20 protein-coding genes are annotated in these 15,021 nt (G+C 30.9%); 19 read left to right on the top strand and 1 reads right to left on the bottom strand.

Annotated elements, in window-relative coordinates:
* Positions 1-290: 290 nt before the first annotated feature.
* The 3 genes from lysA to NLG42_RS11305 all read left to right on the top strand — a co-directional run bounded on the left by lysA (position 291) and on the right by NLG42_RS11305 (position 3,779).
* Entirely contained in the window at positions 291-1,583 is a 1,293-nt protein-coding gene (gene lysA / locus NLG42_RS11315) for a diaminopimelate decarboxylase (protein WP_255409835.1), read from the top strand.
* 349 nt (positions 1,584-1,932) lie between these two features.
* Positions 1,933-3,093 (top strand): glycosyltransferase family 4 protein, encoded by a 1,161-nt coding sequence (locus NLG42_RS11310; protein WP_257683843.1) that lies wholly within the window; start codon positions 1,933-1,935, stop codon positions 3,091-3,093.
* 371 nt (positions 3,094-3,464) lie between these two features.
* A complete protein-coding gene (locus NLG42_RS11305) occupies positions 3,465-3,779 on the top strand; it encodes a GIY-YIG nuclease family protein (RefSeq protein ID WP_257683842.1) in 315 nt (104 codons plus the stop codon).
* Positions 3,780-4,062: 283 nt separating this feature from the next.
* Here NLG42_RS11305 and NLG42_RS11300 read toward each other — a convergent pair whose 3' ends face one another.
* Positions 4,063-4,389, bottom strand: coding sequence for a hypothetical protein (locus NLG42_RS11300; protein WP_257683841.1), 327 nt, complete (start codon positions 4,387-4,389; stop codon positions 4,063-4,065).
* A 205-nt stretch (positions 4,390-4,594) separates the two neighbouring features.
* Between NLG42_RS11300 and NLG42_RS11295 the strand changes: the two genes are divergently transcribed.
* The 16 genes from NLG42_RS11295 (at position 4,595) to NLG42_RS11220 (ending at position 14,925) form a co-directional block, all read left to right on the top strand.
* Complete coding sequence (locus NLG42_RS11295) at positions 4,595-4,984, top strand: helix-turn-helix domain-containing protein (protein WP_257683840.1); 390 nt, start codon at positions 4,595-4,597, stop codon at positions 4,982-4,984.
* Positions 4,985-5,077: 93 nt separating this feature from the next.
* Complete coding sequence (locus NLG42_RS11290) at positions 5,078-5,719, top strand: hypothetical protein (protein ID WP_089059909.1); 642 nt, start codon at positions 5,078-5,080, stop codon at positions 5,717-5,719.
* 204 nt (positions 5,720-5,923) lie between these two features.
* Positions 5,924-6,745 (top strand): hypothetical protein, encoded by an 822-nt coding sequence (locus NLG42_RS11285; protein ID WP_257683839.1) that lies wholly within the window; start codon positions 5,924-5,926, stop codon positions 6,743-6,745.
* Positions 6,746-6,756: 11 nt separating this feature from the next.
* A complete protein-coding gene (locus NLG42_RS11280) occupies positions 6,757-7,206 on the top strand; it encodes a hypothetical protein (RefSeq protein ID WP_099719974.1) in 450 nt (149 codons plus the stop codon).
* Between the two features lie 58 nt (positions 7,207-7,264).
* Positions 7,265-7,630: a hypothetical protein gene (locus NLG42_RS11275; RefSeq protein ID WP_257683838.1), complete on the top strand. Its 366-nt coding sequence runs from the start codon at positions 7,265-7,267 to the stop codon at positions 7,628-7,630.
* A gap of 81 nt (positions 7,631-7,711) precedes the next feature.
* The gene (locus NLG42_RS11270) at positions 7,712-8,197 is read left to right on the top strand and encodes a hypothetical protein (RefSeq protein ID WP_257683837.1); all 486 of its coding nucleotides are present in this window, start codon (positions 7,712-7,714) and stop codon (positions 8,195-8,197) included.
* A gap of 214 nt (positions 8,198-8,411) precedes the next feature.
* The gene (locus NLG42_RS11265) at positions 8,412-8,861 is read left to right on the top strand and encodes a DUF1572 domain-containing protein (protein ID WP_307774311.1); all 450 of its coding nucleotides are present in this window, start codon (positions 8,412-8,414) and stop codon (positions 8,859-8,861) included.
* A 184-nt stretch (positions 8,862-9,045) separates the two neighbouring features.
* Positions 9,046-10,230, top strand: coding sequence for a hypothetical protein (locus NLG42_RS11260; RefSeq protein ID WP_099719978.1), 1,185 nt, complete (start codon positions 9,046-9,048; stop codon positions 10,228-10,230).
* Between the two features lie 51 nt (positions 10,231-10,281).
* Positions 10,282-10,680 (top strand): YybH family protein, encoded by a 399-nt coding sequence (locus NLG42_RS11255; RefSeq protein WP_089059902.1) that lies wholly within the window; start codon positions 10,282-10,284, stop codon positions 10,678-10,680.
* Between the two features lie 64 nt (positions 10,681-10,744).
* On the top strand, positions 10,745-11,299 hold the full coding sequence (locus NLG42_RS11250; protein WP_257683836.1) for a hypothetical protein: 555 nt from the start codon (positions 10,745-10,747) through the stop codon (positions 11,297-11,299).
* Between the two features lie 219 nt (positions 11,300-11,518).
* Positions 11,519-11,845, top strand: coding sequence for an ArsR/SmtB family transcription factor (locus NLG42_RS11245; RefSeq protein ID WP_089054615.1), 327 nt, complete (start codon positions 11,519-11,521; stop codon positions 11,843-11,845).
* Positions 11,835-12,335 carry an SRPBCC family protein gene (locus NLG42_RS11240; protein ID WP_257683835.1) on the top strand — a complete coding sequence of 167 codons (501 nt, stop codon included), beginning with the start codon at positions 11,835-11,837 and terminating at the stop codon, positions 12,333-12,335. The genes NLG42_RS11245 and NLG42_RS11240 overlap by 11 nt, the downstream gene beginning before the upstream one ends.
* Before the next feature lie 45 nt (positions 12,336-12,380).
* Complete coding sequence (locus tag NLG42_RS11235; RefSeq protein WP_089059899.1) at positions 12,381-12,878, top strand: SRPBCC family protein; 498 nt, start codon at positions 12,381-12,383, stop codon at positions 12,876-12,878.
* An 83-nt stretch (positions 12,879-12,961) separates the two neighbouring features.
* Entirely contained in the window at positions 12,962-13,828 is an 867-nt protein-coding gene (locus NLG42_RS11230) for an alpha/beta hydrolase (protein WP_257683834.1), read from the top strand.
* A gap of 6 nt (positions 13,829-13,834) precedes the next feature.
* Positions 13,835-14,521, top strand: a complete 687-nt coding sequence (locus NLG42_RS11225) for a GNAT family N-acetyltransferase (RefSeq protein ID WP_257683833.1) — start codon at positions 13,835-13,837, stop codon at positions 14,519-14,521.
* Positions 14,522-14,556: 35 nt separating this feature from the next.
* On the top strand, positions 14,557-14,925 hold the full coding sequence (locus NLG42_RS11220; protein WP_257683832.1) for a nuclear transport factor 2 family protein: 369 nt from the start codon (positions 14,557-14,559) through the stop codon (positions 14,923-14,925).
* Positions 14,926-15,021: the final 96 nt, after the last annotated feature.

Raw genomic sequence — 15,021 nt, 5'->3', positions numbered from 1 at the left:
CATAGTTCCCGCTTTCGGCTATATCTCTCCGTTTCACTGCGAGGATACCGCCTCAATCGGGGCTAAATCAAAACATCTTGCTTCTTTTAAAAATTGGAAAAAATCCATTTAATCATGATAATCTGTGGCATAAAAACAATTTCAACAGCATTCAAAAATTAGTCAAATTCGTCAATTCGCGGCCAAAAAACTTAGTATCTTAGTACCTTATAATCTTAGCTTCTTAGAAAAAGGTTACAAAAACTCAAAATAAGCAACTTTTTGTTCAAAATTAAACAATTTGTTACAATTTGTTATTTTTCTACAATTTATTTGCTGGTAATCAAAAGTGTAATAACTTTGCCCAAAATGATTTAAAAATGCAAGCAAAAGATTTACTGCAGTTAGCAGACCAATTTGGAAGTCCATTGTATGTTTACGATGCCGAAAAAATCCAATCTCAGTACAACAGGTTAACTAAAGCTTTCTCTAAGGTAGAAAACTTAAGAGTTAATTATGCCATGAAGGCATTGTCAAACGTTGCGATTCTTCAGTTATTAAAGAACATGGGGTCTGGCTTAGATACTGTATCAATTCAGGAAGTTCAGTTAGGACTTCATGCTGGCTATGAACCCGAAAAGATTTTCTTTACACCAAACGGCGTTTCTCTTGAAGAAATTGAAGAAGTTGCTGCAATGGGGGTTCAAATCAATATTGACAATTTATCTATTCTGGAGCAATTCGGAACAAAACATCCACATATTCCAGTATGTATTCGTATCAATCCACACGTAATGGCGGGCGGAAATGCAAATATTTCTGTTGGACATATCGATAGTAAATTCGGAATATCTGTACACCAGATTCCGCATATCCTGCGAATTGTTGAAAACACAAAAATGAGTATTGTTGGAATTCACATGCACACAGGATCTGATATTTTAGATATCGAAGTATTCTTGTATGCTGCTGAAATCTTGTTTGATACGGCTAAACATTTCAAAGATTTACAATTCTTAGATTTCGGAAGCGGATTCAAAGTTCCTTACAAAAAAGACGATATCGAAACAGACATCGAAGAATTAGGTAAAAAATTATCTAAAAGATTCAATGCTTTCTGTACAGAATATGGCAGAGATTTAACGCTGATTTTCGAACCAGGAAAATTCTTGGTAAGTGAAGCAGGTCATTTCTTAGTAAAAGTAAACGTAGTAAAACAAACAACATCAACAGTTTTTGCTGGAGTTGACAGTGGTTTCAACCACTTAATTCGTCCAATGTTGTACGGATCTTCACACCATATCGAAAACATCTCAAATCCAAAAGGAAAAGAGCGTTTTTACTCTGTTGTAGGATACATTTGCGAAACAGATACTTTTGCCAACAACCGCAGAATTCAAGAAATTACTGAAGGCGATATTTTATCTTTCAGAAATGCCGGAGCATATTGTTTCTCAATGTCTTCAAACTACAATTCAAGATACAAACCAGCCGAAGTTTTATGGATGAACGGACAAGGAATCTTAATTCGCCAAGCTGAAACATTTGAAGATTTACTTAAAAATCAAATTCCGTTACCGCAAGAAATTGCTGCAACAGTTTAAAATAAAAAAAAGAGAATATCACTTTAATCCCGTTTCTTAATTGAGGCGGGATTTTTTTAATTATCGTGAAAATAAACTACAAAACCTGCATGAGAAACCAAAAACTAAACACTTAAAATCAAACAATCATTTACCATATTTCCTTTTTATAGAAATTTAAACCATCGAAATAAAAAAGTAAAACTTTACAAACTAAATAGAAATTATTCAAAGTTTAGAGACCTCAATTAATATTAAACTTTTAATATTATTTTTGCAATTGAAAGGCTTTACCATCCAACTTTATTTAGTATCAAATTCACTGTAACGACAGAACTACTGCGGATATAATTAGAAAATTAACCAAAAAATGAAAGAAAAAAAAATTGTTGGATTTATCACTGCCTCAGATCCTAATGATAAAAGAAGCTGGTCGGGTATTCATTACAGAATGTATAAGGCTTTATTAAATGAATTTGATGAAGTATATGTACTAGGTCCGATGCCAAAAAGCAGTGCATTAAACAAAACACTTAAAATATTTAACAAAATTCATGTAAAATTATTTTCTAAAAAATACAATGTTTTTCACAACATTCTAGTAAGTAAATTTTATGCTTCTAAAATTAGTGCAAAGCTTAAAAGAAAAAAAGTAGACATACTATTTGCTCCCGCCGCCGCTACCGAAATTGCATATTTAAAGACTTCTACTCCTATTTGTTATTTATCTGACACTTCTTTCAGTCAAATAAATGAATACTACAAAATCTTTTCAGGAATATCAGCTTTATCTATTAAAGAATCGAATTTAATTGAACAGAAAGCAATAAACAATTCTTCTACCCAAATTTATTCCTCTAAATGGGCAGCAGATTATGTAATAAATAATTATAAAGCAAACAGTAAAAATGTTCGTACCGTAAGTTTTGGCGCTAATATAGATTTCATTCCTGAAAAAACTGATTTAAAAAAGGATTTTGGCGGTACAATTAACTTTCTTTTTTTAGGAGTCGATTGGGAAAGAAAAGGTGGAGACATCGTTTTAGAGTCCTTAAATATTTTAATAGATAAAGGATTTGATATTACCTTAACCATTTGCGGTTGTGTTCCTCCAAATCAGATTACAAATTCTAGAATAAAGGTTATCCCTTTTTTAAATAAAAACAAATCAGAAGACTATAATCTTTTTTTAGAAATATTATTTCAGACCCATATTTTATTTGTTCCAACTCGTGCAGATTGTACTCCAATAGCATTTTGTGAAGCCAATGCATTCGGAATACCAGTAATCACAACAGATACAGGTGGTGTAAATTCTATTATCGAGAATAATATAAATGGTTATGCCCTATCGTTTGAAGCAAAACCAATTGAATATGCCAATCAAATTCAAGACCTTCTAAATAATCGCGAAAAGCTGAAAGAATTAGCAGAACAATCGAGACTGAAATTTGATAACGAGTTAAACTGGAATTATTGGGGCAAAAAAATGAGAGAAATATTTCTGTCAACAATCGAAAAAGAAGGTTAAAATAAATTATTTCACACTGGCGCGAATATCCCTTTAATCCCGTTTCTTAATTGAGGCGGGATTTTTTTTGTTCAATCTTGTCATTTCGATCCCGAAGCCTCGGGAGAGAAATCTTCGTAAGTGACTCCGTAAAGTAATAATCATTCAGTAATCTAAATGTGAAAGTTCATGCCCAGTTTGTCATTTCGACGAAGGAGAAATCTTCGTAAGAAACTCCACAAAGAAAATTAACACATACGCGAAGCAACCATCAAGTTTGTCATTTCGACGAAGGAGAAATCTTCGCAAGTAACTCCACAAAGCATATAAAATTCATTAGAAAAAAAAGAAAGAAAAATCTTAACTTATATTTATCTTTAGCATCAAAAAAAATGCATCAAAAAGAAGGTTATCACACCTATTACATATACATATTAACCAATAAACACAAAACCGTTTTCTACACAGGAGTAACAAATAACTTAAGAATCCGTTTAAGCCAACACAAGGAAAACAACGCTATTGGAAATAAAACCTTTACGTCAAAATATAATGCCACATACTTACTATATTACGAAAAATTCACATGGATTCGAGAAGCAATTTCTCGAGAAAAAGAAGTAAAAGACTGGCGCAGAGAAAAGAAAATCGAATTAATTAAAACTATTAATCCTGATCTTGATTTTTTGAATTATTTATTTGAATAATATATTCCCAATGTTTCCAATCTTTGCAGAGTTTCTTACGTAGATTTCTCCTTACGTCGAAATGACAAGATTGTGTATAATTATTTCTAATATTTTAACTTATTTCAACGAAGAAGACCGAAAGATAGTGAACAGTCGAATCTTCGCAAATAACTTTGTAAAGAAAGCTAAAACGCACATAAAGTAACCATTAAGTTTGTCCACTCGCTAGCGCGAGCGTCTCGCTCGTGCCAGCATTTTTTTTCTTCAAAATGATTTAAAAAACATATTACCCTTCTATATTTTAAACTTTTTTAAGAAACATTTCATCGATTTCATCTAGAAATTCAAAAGCATCGAGAGGAAAAAGCTGGTGCACAACTTCTAAAATTAAAGACAAATTTATAGTTGTTCTTATATCTGTTTCTGAAATTTTATGTACGTCATTATCCACGCCTAAAATACATAATTTCAGCATTTCGTTAATAGCGCAGCCAAGCTCATAGTAACTTGAAAACCTAACTTTAGCAACATAATGCTCATTTTCTTTATTAGCCGATTTTAGAGTTTTAAAATAATAATGCATTAATTTTTTAAACTTCTCTTCATTTTCAAATTCACTTTTTTCCATTGACATTTAATTTCTTGTTTGTATTTTTAAGCATTATTTTATTTTACAATTCTACAATTTAACGTAAGAAAAGTTGTATTTTTATTCCTCGCAAGTAATCAATAGATTATTGGGTAATCGACAAATGCTAATTGTATCTCACAAAGTATTTTTGTTTTTTACAACGATCAAAAAAAATCTAATAATTTTTAAATATCTTTGAGCTATGACTACAACAGCAAAACCAAAACATATTGGAAGAAACATAAGCCGAATTAGAGAGCTTAGAGGTATGAAACAAGAGGCACTTGCTTTTGCAATTGGTGTTACTCAGCAAACTGTATCAAATATTGAAGGAAGTGAAACCATTGAAGAAGAAAAACTAGATGCAATTGCTGAAGTTTTAGGTGTTTCGGCAGAAGCAATAAAAAACTATAGTGACGAAGCTGTATTTAATATTATTGGAAATACAGTTAATAATCATGATAATGCAGCTCTTTTTCAATATCATCCAACATTCAATCCAATAGATAAATTGATGGAACTTTACGAACGTTTGGTTCAGGCTGAAAAAGACAAAAACGAATATTTAGAAAAATTACTGAAAGGAAAATAATTCCTCAACAATAAATTTTATGAAAGCACAAATATCTTTTTATTTTGTGCTTTTTTTGTGCACAACCAAAATTCCAATCCAAACTTTAAACCTATGAAATTAAATCTACTCACATTATTTTTTGTCTTATCAGCAAGTTTTATTTATTCTCAAAAAACAATCAAAATAATTTTAGACCCAAAAATAAAAGCGTTGGCTCTTGAAAATATAAATACAACAAACAACGGATCACAATATGCGATAGATTCGATTTATGGAACGGTTTATAGAGGAAAAAATATGGTTGAAGACACTATATTTTATGATCATCTAAAAAATGATTTTACAAAAAAAGACTTTATGTGTAATCATTATTACAAAAATGACACACTTATTATTAAAGGTGGTTTTGGCAGTAGATTTCAGGTTTACGGTTTCGTTGCAAAAGTATTTCCAAATAAAACCGCAGAAATAAAATTGCGCAAATTTTGGGGTTATCCCTCTTATTTTACAAGTAGAGACCAGGTAGATGCAAAAAGCGAAATACTCGTTTACACAAGAACTTCAAAACTTGTTCTCAACAGATTGCCCAACAATAAATCTGATCGTAAACATATTTATGGCTGTGTCGATTTTTTAAGCGAAGATTTTTTTATTGAAATGAAAGACAAAAAAACGGGAGAACCTTACAAAGAAAAAAACACAATGGAATACAAGATTTATTTTGACAGCAGGTATCTCAAAGATGATGAATAACACAACCATTTTACTCCTGCAGTAAAATTCAATAGAACTAAACAAATCAAACCACCAAATCCATAAAAATCACGATTTCCTTATCAATATTTTCCCTGCTATAATGATATAGAAACCTACGATAATATTGTGGAAACTGTAAAAAACAAAACCTTTCAAAGTTTTAAAAGTAAAACAGCTTTTTAGCTCTAATAAACCAATTCAATGAAAAAAATTTTAGTTGTAGGATTACTTCTTTTTGCAATATCAAATGTTATAGCGCAAAGTAAATTTGCTTTAGAAGAATCATTCTCAAATTACAACATTAAGTACGAAAAAAAAAGTAAAGATTGTGAATATAAAATCTACATAGACAGTATTGGCGCAACAAAATATACGCTGTTTTTAATTAAATTACCGAGCGGAAATAATTTTAAAAATACTCATTCGGTATTGGTTTACAATGAACTTGAAAAAAAGTCAACTTACTTTTTTCCAAAAGAAGAGAATAAAACTTCAAATTTAGATACGATATCTACGGTAGTCAAAGGATTAATTTCTCAAAACTTTAAGCCGCAAAAAGACATTACTTTATTGGATAAAAACCTGAATAGCCAAATACTGAGTCAAGCTAATAGCAAAATATTAGATTTAGTAAATAAAAATTATAAAAAATTCGCATTTTCACTGCATCCGTTTTCGCTAAAAGGACAAAACTATAATGAGGCTGGTCAGAAAATACAAGATGATTTTCTGCAAAGCAAAATAAACCTTACCTATTTGAAAGGAAAGCCTGTTGTTACATCTCAAATAATCAATCATAATCAGCAACTAGAATGTTTGATGAAATGGGAACTTGATGTAAAAGCTGACAATCAAAATCAAAAATTGATTTGGAACATTTTGGCAACATCTATAGACGAAGGGAAAAATTGGTTTTTTACAGAGTTTGGAAGTAAAGAAGGTCTAGAAATTCTGGCAAATGATAAATTTATAAAATTGAACAAAATAATAATTTCTAAAATTACTCTCAATAGTTTCAAATAATCTCCAAATCAATGAAATTCACAATCCCCCTATCAACCTTGCTTCTACTATTTACAACCAATATATTCAGTCAAATCCTCACAGATTTAAAATTAAAACCAAAAGAATTTCCAAAAACCTATACTTTAAGCGACGGTAATATTTGTGTAACACCTCAGGCTTGTACTTTTTACAACGACATTGAAACCTACAGCAATATTGTTGGAACTATAAAAAGTAAAGCTATTCAGAGTTTTAAAAGTAAAACAGACCGCGGTTCTATAATGTATTTTGAATTCGAACACGTTTTTAAAGGCGACCGTTTTCTGCAAGGATTATTATGGGGAAAAGATGGTCAGCCAACTAAAGAACATCCTGAAGAATATCTTGCAAAAGGAAAATTTCTAGTTATTTGGAGTTTGCATTCAGACAGTCCGCTAAAAGAAAAATCTGAAACTAAAATCGAAGCACTTTTACAATAAAATCCTAATCAAAGCTTCATTTTAAATGATTAATTTTACCCGATAAAAAACAACAAAAATGAAACTACAAATACGAATCCTGCTTTATTCAATTTTATTCTTTTTATACCTTACCTCGACTCATTTTTTTCTATCACTTGGCGAAATATTAAAAACCGATCCTTATATAACTATGGGTTGTGGTTTTACTGTTTTAAATATCATTTATGCTTTTTTAGGATTAAAATGGAAACCGCTGTTAAACGTGATTTGTTCTATTGCAATTGCCTCCTTAGCATTGTTTTTAGCGGTGCAGTTTGCCAATTTACATTTACTTTCAAATTACGATCCTTACTTAGTTAAAACAGCCATATTTACAAATGCTCTTTTATCTATTATTTTTTGGGAAATTGTGTATCAGGTAAAGAATAGGAAATCTAAATAAATATATTTCTATTGACTCAAGCTTAACTAGACCAATAAATAAGCACTGCGAAGCTTTAGTCTTATGAACATTCCTTATAAAATGAACCGAACAGAAACTCGAATAACCGATAAAGACATCCAAACCATAAAAAGAAAAGTAAAAAAAACGAAAGTCTTCATATTTGTATTTCTTTCATTTATTGCACTTTGGTCTTGGGGATTAAGTGATTCAGACACTTTGTTTTCGATATTCAATGCCATCGTTTTTGTTATTATTCTTATAGCCCTCGTCGTGTTAGTACTTTCCTTAAAAAGATTAAAAGTAACAAGAAACGACCTCGCAGCACAAATTAAGATTGTAAACACTTTTAAGGTGATTGATAAATATTATACCTTAAAAAAAAGTAGTAATTATTTTATTGTATTTGATTCGAAAGATATCCCTAAATATCAGGTTACAAAAAAAACCTATTCCCTAATAAATATTGATGATTTTATTGAAATCGAATATTCAAAATTTGCTTTCTGGATACTCAAAATTGAACATAATGGAAATGATATAGAGAATAAACAAAATGCTCAATAACCAATAAAACAAGAGTTTTTTTTGTACGTGTTTTTTTTATATTCCCATTTTAAATTTTATCTAAGCCAATATGAAAATTAAACTTTTACTCCTTTGAGCAATACTTACTATTTCTTGCAAAACGACAAACATTTTCTATAGCTCCAATGAGAATAATATGCCATAAAAGAATAACAACTTTTAAATTATTTAAATATGAAAAATGCATTAGAAATTGCCAATCGTTTTAGAGAAATTATCCTTAAACGGAACTTGGGTTGCAAATACCAATTACAAAGATCAGCTCGAAAATCTAGATTGGAAAACTGCCGTTACTCCTATTCAGAACTTAAATACAATAGCAATTCTGGCACAGCATATACATTATTATATTGACGGAATTAATACTGTTTTTAAAGGTGGAACGCTGGACATAAAAGATAAATTCAGTTTTGACTTTCCTCCTATTTCTTCTACTGAAGACTGGGAATTTTTTCTAGAGAAATTTTGGAGTTCTTCTGAAGAATTTGCCTCTTTTGTCGAACAAATGTCTGATGAAAAATTAGACCAGTTTTTTGCTGATGAAAAGTACGGAACTTACAGAAGAAATATCGATGCTATGATTGAACATAGTTACTACCATTTAGGACAGATTGTTTTGATTAAAAAACTGCTGACAAAATAAGATTTATGAAAAACTAAACGTTCTAATCCAGCCCCGATAAAGCCGATATCCTCGAAGAGATAAAGGCGAAAGCGGGACTAAAGGTTCTTGTGAAAACATAAATTTCTGCTCCTTAAAATAAATTAAAAAAAGGCATGGTTGTTGAAAATTAAATGAAATATATTTACACTTTCAAAAAAATACTATGCAAAAAACTACTTTACTATTTTCTATATTCTTTCTGATTCTCTCATCGTGCGGCGTAAAAACAACTCAGGCTTTAATAAGCGATGGTAATTATGACGGTGCTATTGATCGTGCAGTTGAAGCTTTGAGAACTAAAAAAGATTCAAAAGGAAAACAGGATTACGTGTATTTACTGGAAGAAGCATTTGCAAAAGCAAAAGAAAGAGATCTTCGTGATCTTGATTTAATGATTAAAGAAGCTACTCCTACAAATGCTGAACGTGTTTACAACACCTATTTACAATTGAATAACCGTCAGGAAAAAATAAGACCATTATTGCCTCTGCCACTATTAAAACAGGGAAAAAATGCTTCTTTTAACTTTGATAACTATTCAAACCAAATTATAAGCAGTAAAATTGCCCTCACCAGATATTTATACGAAAATGCTTTGACTCTTTTAAAATCAAACAATAAACTTGATTTTAGAAAAGCCTATGACGATTTAACATATTTAGAAAAGATTAGTCCAAACTATAAGAATTCTAAAAAACTAATAGACGATGCACAGTTTAAAGGAACTGATTTTGTAGATGTTTATGCTAAAAATCAAACCAATATGGTGATTCCAAAAATGCTTCAAGACGATTTATTGGATTTTAAAACGTACGGATTAAATGATAAATGGACGGTTTACCACAGCGCCCGACAAAAAAATGTTACTTACGATTACAGCTTAATAATCAATTTTAGACAAATAAATATTTCTCCAGAACAAATGAAGGAGAAAGAATTTATCAAAGAAAGACAGATTAAAGATGGCATGAAAACACTTTTAGACAGCCGAGGAAGACCTGTTAAAGACAGTCTGGGCAAGGAAATAAAAGTGGATAATTACAGAATGCTTCGTGCAAATGTTTATGAATTTAGACAGTTTAAGTCTTGTCAAGTTACTGCAGTTGTAGATTATGTTGATGTAAGAACAAATCAATTACTTCAGTCATTTCCTGTAACCAGCGAATATTTCTTTGAGAATGTTTATTCGACTTACAAAGGTGACAGAAATGCCTGCGACGATAACTACATTAGTTATTTTACAAAACGCGCGGTTCCTTTTCCTAACAACGAACAAATGGTTTATGATACCGGCGAAGATTTGAAAGCAAAAATTAAAGATATTATTGTTCGAAATAAATTTAGATAATAATACTTTTTAAGAAACTATATCATCTAATACTTTAAAAAAAACATTATCATGATCGAAAAATTTGATAGAACAACTCCTATTGGTGCCGTAAACTATTTTCGCCATTGCATTGCTGTTGGCGATTTGCAGGGAACGCTAAGCTGTTTTGCCAATGATGCTGTTTACATTGATCGAGATGGACAAGAAATAAAAGGCTTAGATAATATCGAAAAAGCCATGCAGCATTTGTGCACTTGGAAACCCAAAATAAAAGGCAGTAATCATAAAGCAACAATTGTAGGCAATCACGCTATTTGGATTGATAAATGGTCTATGAAGGCAACTTTGCCTGACGGAAATCCAATTGAAATGGATGGCGCTACAAGCTGCATGATGATTAAAAATGAAAATGGCATTTGGTTATGGCTTATTGATAATCCTTTTGCTGCTGCCATTTTTATGAGCTGATAATACCACGATTTTATATATTTCAAAACGAATATCCACAAACATTTAATAGTAAAACTCAAGCATGAAAATTAGAATCTTAGTTATTATGACACTCCTTTTTATCTCCTGTAAAAAAGAAGAAAAACAAGAAGTAAATAATGTTACGACTGAAAAAAAGAGTGAAACTAAAAATACAGAAAAAACAGTAAATAAAACTAGCGCAGATACAATTGTATTATCGACAAAACATAAAACAAATAAAATTTTATGTGATCTTGATGGAGATGGACTAAATGAAACTGTTGAAATTGTAAGGAGTACAAAAAATAGAAAAAGCGGTTTGAGAATTATTTTTGGAAACGGAAATAAAACTGATTATTTTGGTATGGGAAATGATGTTTTAGACCAAGGTTTTGATGAGATCGACTGGACTGGAATATTTGAAAAAGCACCTAAAAATGAATTATACTGGGACAATGTAGGCGAAAATGGCGATATACTTGCAGATGAAGAAATAAAAGAAGAAGACAAAATAAAACTGCTAAATGACGGAATATTTATTCACGCCGAAGAAAGCTGCGGTGGTGGAATAATTTATTTGGAAAACGGAAAATACAAATGGATTCAGCAAAAATAATTTTATAGATTTAAAAAAATATCACATTTAAATTTAAACAGAGGTTCACTTAATACAGTGAGCCTCTGCTTGTTTTACAGCATAACTTTTCGCCACATTCTTCTCTTCTTTTCATTGCATTTTGCAGTTATTATATAAAAAAAATCAAAATTTATATTGCGCAACCAAAAAGTTGCGTATATTTGCAACTGATTAGTTGCTTATTTAAATAATTAAAAGATGAAACGAGATATTTTTCAAGCCATTGCTGACCCAACCCGAAGAGCAATTCTGGTTTTAATTGCTTCTAATGCATTAACGCCTAATGCAATTGCGGAACAATTTAATACGACAAGACAGGCGGTTTCTAAACATATTAAAATTCTTAATGAATGTGAATTGTTGAATGAAACTAAGATGGGAAGAGAAATCTATTATCAACTCAAAATTGACAAAATGAAAGAAATTGATCAATGGCTGGAGCAATTTAAACAAATATGGGAAAGCCGTTTCAGTCAATTAGATCAAGTATTAATGAACTTAAAATCTAAAGAAAATGGAATCTAATTTAGCAATGAGTTTTACTGTAGATAAAGAAAATAAAACGGTAAACATAAAACGTGAATTTAATGCTCCTTTATCAAATGTTTGGTCGGCATGGACGGAATCCGAAATTCTAGATCAATGGTGGGCGCCGGCTCCCTTTAAATCGAAAACAAAAAGTATGGATTTTAAAGAAGGCGGACGAAGACTATATGCTATGGTTGGTCTGGAAGGCGAAGAACGCTGGAGTTCTTTTGATTACACTTCTATTTCTCCAAAAACAAACTTTAAATATTCTTCTACTTTTTGTGATGCTGATGGAAATCCAAATTCAGCTTTTGGAAGCTCGTATTGGGATTTGACGTTTTCTGAAAATGGCAATCTAACGGTTGTTGATATAGCAATTAAACGAGATAGTTTGGAAGAATTGGAAAAAATAATCGAAATGGGTTTCAAAGAAGGAATTACAGCCACTATGCAAAGTTTGGACAAAATCTTTGAAGCACAAAAATAAAAACAAAGTCAATAAAAATAGTAATAAATCTAAAATTAAAAGAAAATGAAATCTAATCTATTAATGAATTTTACTGTAGACAAAGAAAATAGTACGGTAAATGTAAAACGTGAATTTAATGCTTCTTTAGCAAATGTGTGGTCGGCATGGACAGAACCTGAAATCCTAGATCAATGGTGGGCGCCAGCTCCTTGGAAAGCCAGAACAAAAAGCATGGAATTTAAAGAAGGCGGCCGCAGACTTTATGCTATGGTAGGACCTGAAGGTGAAGAACATTGGGCTATAGCCGATTTTACATCAATAACGCCTAAAACTAATTTTAAATATTTAGATGCTTTTAGCGATAACGAAGGAAACTTAAACTCAGATTTTCCACGTTCTGACTGGAATGTTAACTTTTCTGAGCAAGGAAATTCAACAATCGTTGATATTGCAATTAAACATGACAAATTATCTGATTTAGAAAAGATTATCGAAATGGGCTTCAAAGAAGGTTTCACAATTGCTCTTGAAGGTTTAGACGAAATTTTTGCCAAAAAATAAAAAAAGTCATTAAAGTAGTATAAAGATCAAAGCTTCAAAAAATAAAATTGTAACTTTCGTCTTTATACTATTTCCTTTAAACAATGAACAATTTTTCTACTTCAATCCTCTTATTCCTTTTCTCAATATCTATTTTCAGCCAGAATAATAAATCAAAAACTTCAGATTCCAGTAAACCATTTGTACTTGGTGTTATTGATGAAATACAATCGAAAGAATTAGGCGAAAATCGAATCTTAAACATTTATCTTCCTGAAGGCTACACGGCAAAAGACACTACAAAATATCCTGTAATTTATTTACTGGATGGTTCTGCAAATGAAGATTTTATTCATATATCTGGTTTGGTGCAGTTTAATAGTTTTGAATGGATTAATCAAGTTCCCAAATCAATTGTAGTAGGTATTGCAACCGTAGATCGACGAAGAGATTTTACTTTTCCTACAACGGTTCAAAATGATAAAAACCGATTTCCAACAACGGGACATTCCGATAAATTTATCGCCTTTATCGAAAAAGAATTACAGCCTTTTATTGATAAAAAATACAAAACCAACAATTCAAAAACCATTATCGGACAATCTCTGGGAGGATTACTGGAAACTGAAATCTTATTCAAAAAACCATTACTATTTAATAAATATGTAATAGTAAGTCCGAGTTTATGGTGGAATAATGGTTCTATTTTAAATCAGAATCCAGAAATTCTTCAAGAAAATTTCAAACAGAGAACAGAGATTTATATCGCAGTTGGCAAAGAAGGACTTACACCTACAGAAATTCCTAGAGTAATGGAAGTTGACGCTAATGTATTGACTGAAAAAATAAAAGCATCTCAAAGCAAAAATATAAAAGTCTATTTTGATTATTTCCCAGAGGAGAATCACGGTACAATTTTACATCCTGCCGTTTCAAATTCTTTTAAATTCTTTTATCCTCAAACCAAATAATAAAAAATGAAAAGTACTGACGAAAGTAAATTAGACAATCCTGTTTGGAATTCATTAACCGAAAGTCATCAAAAATTTGCTTTAGATTATAACGGAACCAAGTTTTACAATCCTGATTATTGTCCGTTTGGCGGATTTTTAGAACTTGAGAGTACTTCAAAATCAACCGAAAAATACGCTGCATTATCAGAAAACTTCTTTATAGTTGGTGAAGAACCTAAAATCACTAACACTTTAAAAATCGCAAAAGAACTAGTTTGTCTTCAAATGATTGTTCGTGAAAAAGTTCAAACAGCTTTCGATAATGAAATCATCAAACTCACCGAAGAACATAAAGAAGAATTATTTGAATTGGTAAATTTGGTTCAACCCGGATATTTTAAAATCAATACATTTTTGTTAGGCAGTTATTACGGAATTTTCTGCAATGGAAAATTAGTATCAATTGCCGGCGAAAGAATGAAAATGAACAACTTTACCGAAGTCAGCGCGATTGTAACACATCCAGATCATACTGGAAAAGGTTACGCCAAACAATTAACTTCGCACGTTGTAAACAACATTTTTGATGAAGGTAAAATTCCGTTTTTACACGTTGTTGAAAGTAATCTTGGAGCGATAAAACTCTACGAAAAATTAGGCTTTGTTACACGAAGAAAAATGAGTTTCTGGAATATTTCTAAAAAGTTGTAAATTTAGACTTCTATTCATTTATCACTTTACGAATTATGACACCAAATAAACAAACCGTAAACGAATATATGGCCGCTTTTATGGTAAGCGACCATCAAAGAATTCTTGCCTGTCTTACTGATGATGTGGTTTGGGAAATGCCTGGAATATATCAGCATGTTGGTAAAGAAGCTTTTGACAAAGAAATTGAAAATGACAATTTTATAGGGAGTCCAACGATTCAGATTATAAAATTAATCGAAGAAAATAACATCGTGATTGCCGAAGGTGCCGTTCAAGGAAACATGAAAAATGGTAACAAACTAGATGCTGTTTTTTGTGATGTTTTTGAAATGGAAAATGGAAAAATTAAAAAACTTACCTCCTATTTAATGTCTAAAAATGCCAATTTAAAATTTGAATAATCTGGAATTCAAATCTTAAAAAATATTTTTTATATCTTTGCCATACTTAATAAACCGCACAAACTCTATGTGATTAAAAATTTCTTTCGGACAATT

It is taken from the genome of Flavobacterium plurextorum (assembly GCF_024638035.1).
Lineage (GTDB): Bacteria > Bacteroidota > Bacteroidia > Flavobacteriales > Flavobacteriaceae > Flavobacterium > Flavobacterium plurextorum.
The sequence above is the reverse complement of the archived record's forward strand: the minus strand, read 5'-3'. Positions and strand labels throughout refer to the sequence as shown.

Bases quoted from the DNA above. Each gene is read 5' to 3' on its own strand.
- NLG42_RS11310 (WP_257683843.1), top strand. From the start codon at position 1,933: ATGAAAGAAAAAAAAATTGTTGGATTTATCACTGCCTCAGATCCTAAT.
- NLG42_RS11305 (WP_257683842.1), top strand. From the start codon at position 3,465: ATGCATCAAAAAGAAGGTTATCACACCTATTACATATACATATTAACC.
- NLG42_RS11300 (WP_257683841.1), bottom strand. From the start codon at position 4,389: ATGGAAAAAAGTGAATTTGAAAATGAAGAGAAGTTTAAAAAATTAATG.
- NLG42_RS11295 (WP_257683840.1), top strand. From the start codon at position 4,595: ATGACTACAACAGCAAAACCAAAACATATTGGAAGAAACATAAGCCGA.
- NLG42_RS11290 (WP_089059909.1), top strand. From the start codon at position 5,078: ATGAAATTAAATCTACTCACATTATTTTTTGTCTTATCAGCAAGTTTT.
- NLG42_RS11285 (WP_257683839.1), top strand. From the start codon at position 5,924: ATGAAAAAAATTTTAGTTGTAGGATTACTTCTTTTTGCAATATCAAAT.
- NLG42_RS11280 (WP_099719974.1), top strand. From the start codon at position 6,757: ATGAAATTCACAATCCCCCTATCAACCTTGCTTCTACTATTTACAACC.
- NLG42_RS11275 (WP_257683838.1), top strand. From the start codon at position 7,265: ATGAAACTACAAATACGAATCCTGCTTTATTCAATTTTATTCTTTTTA.
- NLG42_RS11270 (WP_257683837.1), top strand. From the start codon at position 7,712: ATGAACCGAACAGAAACTCGAATAACCGATAAAGACATCCAAACCATA.
- NLG42_RS11260 (WP_099719978.1), top strand. From the start codon at position 9,046: ATGCAAAAAACTACTTTACTATTTTCTATATTCTTTCTGATTCTCTCA.
- NLG42_RS11255 (WP_089059902.1), top strand. From the start codon at position 10,282: ATGATCGAAAAATTTGATAGAACAACTCCTATTGGTGCCGTAAACTAT.
- NLG42_RS11250 (WP_257683836.1), top strand. From the start codon at position 10,745: ATGAAAATTAGAATCTTAGTTATTATGACACTCCTTTTTATCTCCTGT.
- NLG42_RS11245 (WP_089054615.1), top strand. From the start codon at position 11,519: ATGAAACGAGATATTTTTCAAGCCATTGCTGACCCAACCCGAAGAGCA.
- NLG42_RS11240 (WP_257683835.1), top strand. From the start codon at position 11,835: ATGGAATCTAATTTAGCAATGAGTTTTACTGTAGATAAAGAAAATAAA.
- NLG42_RS11235 (WP_089059899.1), top strand. From the start codon at position 12,381: ATGAAATCTAATCTATTAATGAATTTTACTGTAGACAAAGAAAATAGT.
- NLG42_RS11230 (WP_257683834.1), top strand. From the start codon at position 12,962: ATGAACAATTTTTCTACTTCAATCCTCTTATTCCTTTTCTCAATATCT.
- NLG42_RS11225 (WP_257683833.1), top strand. From the start codon at position 13,835: ATGAAAAGTACTGACGAAAGTAAATTAGACAATCCTGTTTGGAATTCA.
- NLG42_RS11220 (WP_257683832.1), top strand. From the start codon at position 14,557: ATGACACCAAATAAACAAACCGTAAACGAATATATGGCCGCTTTTATG.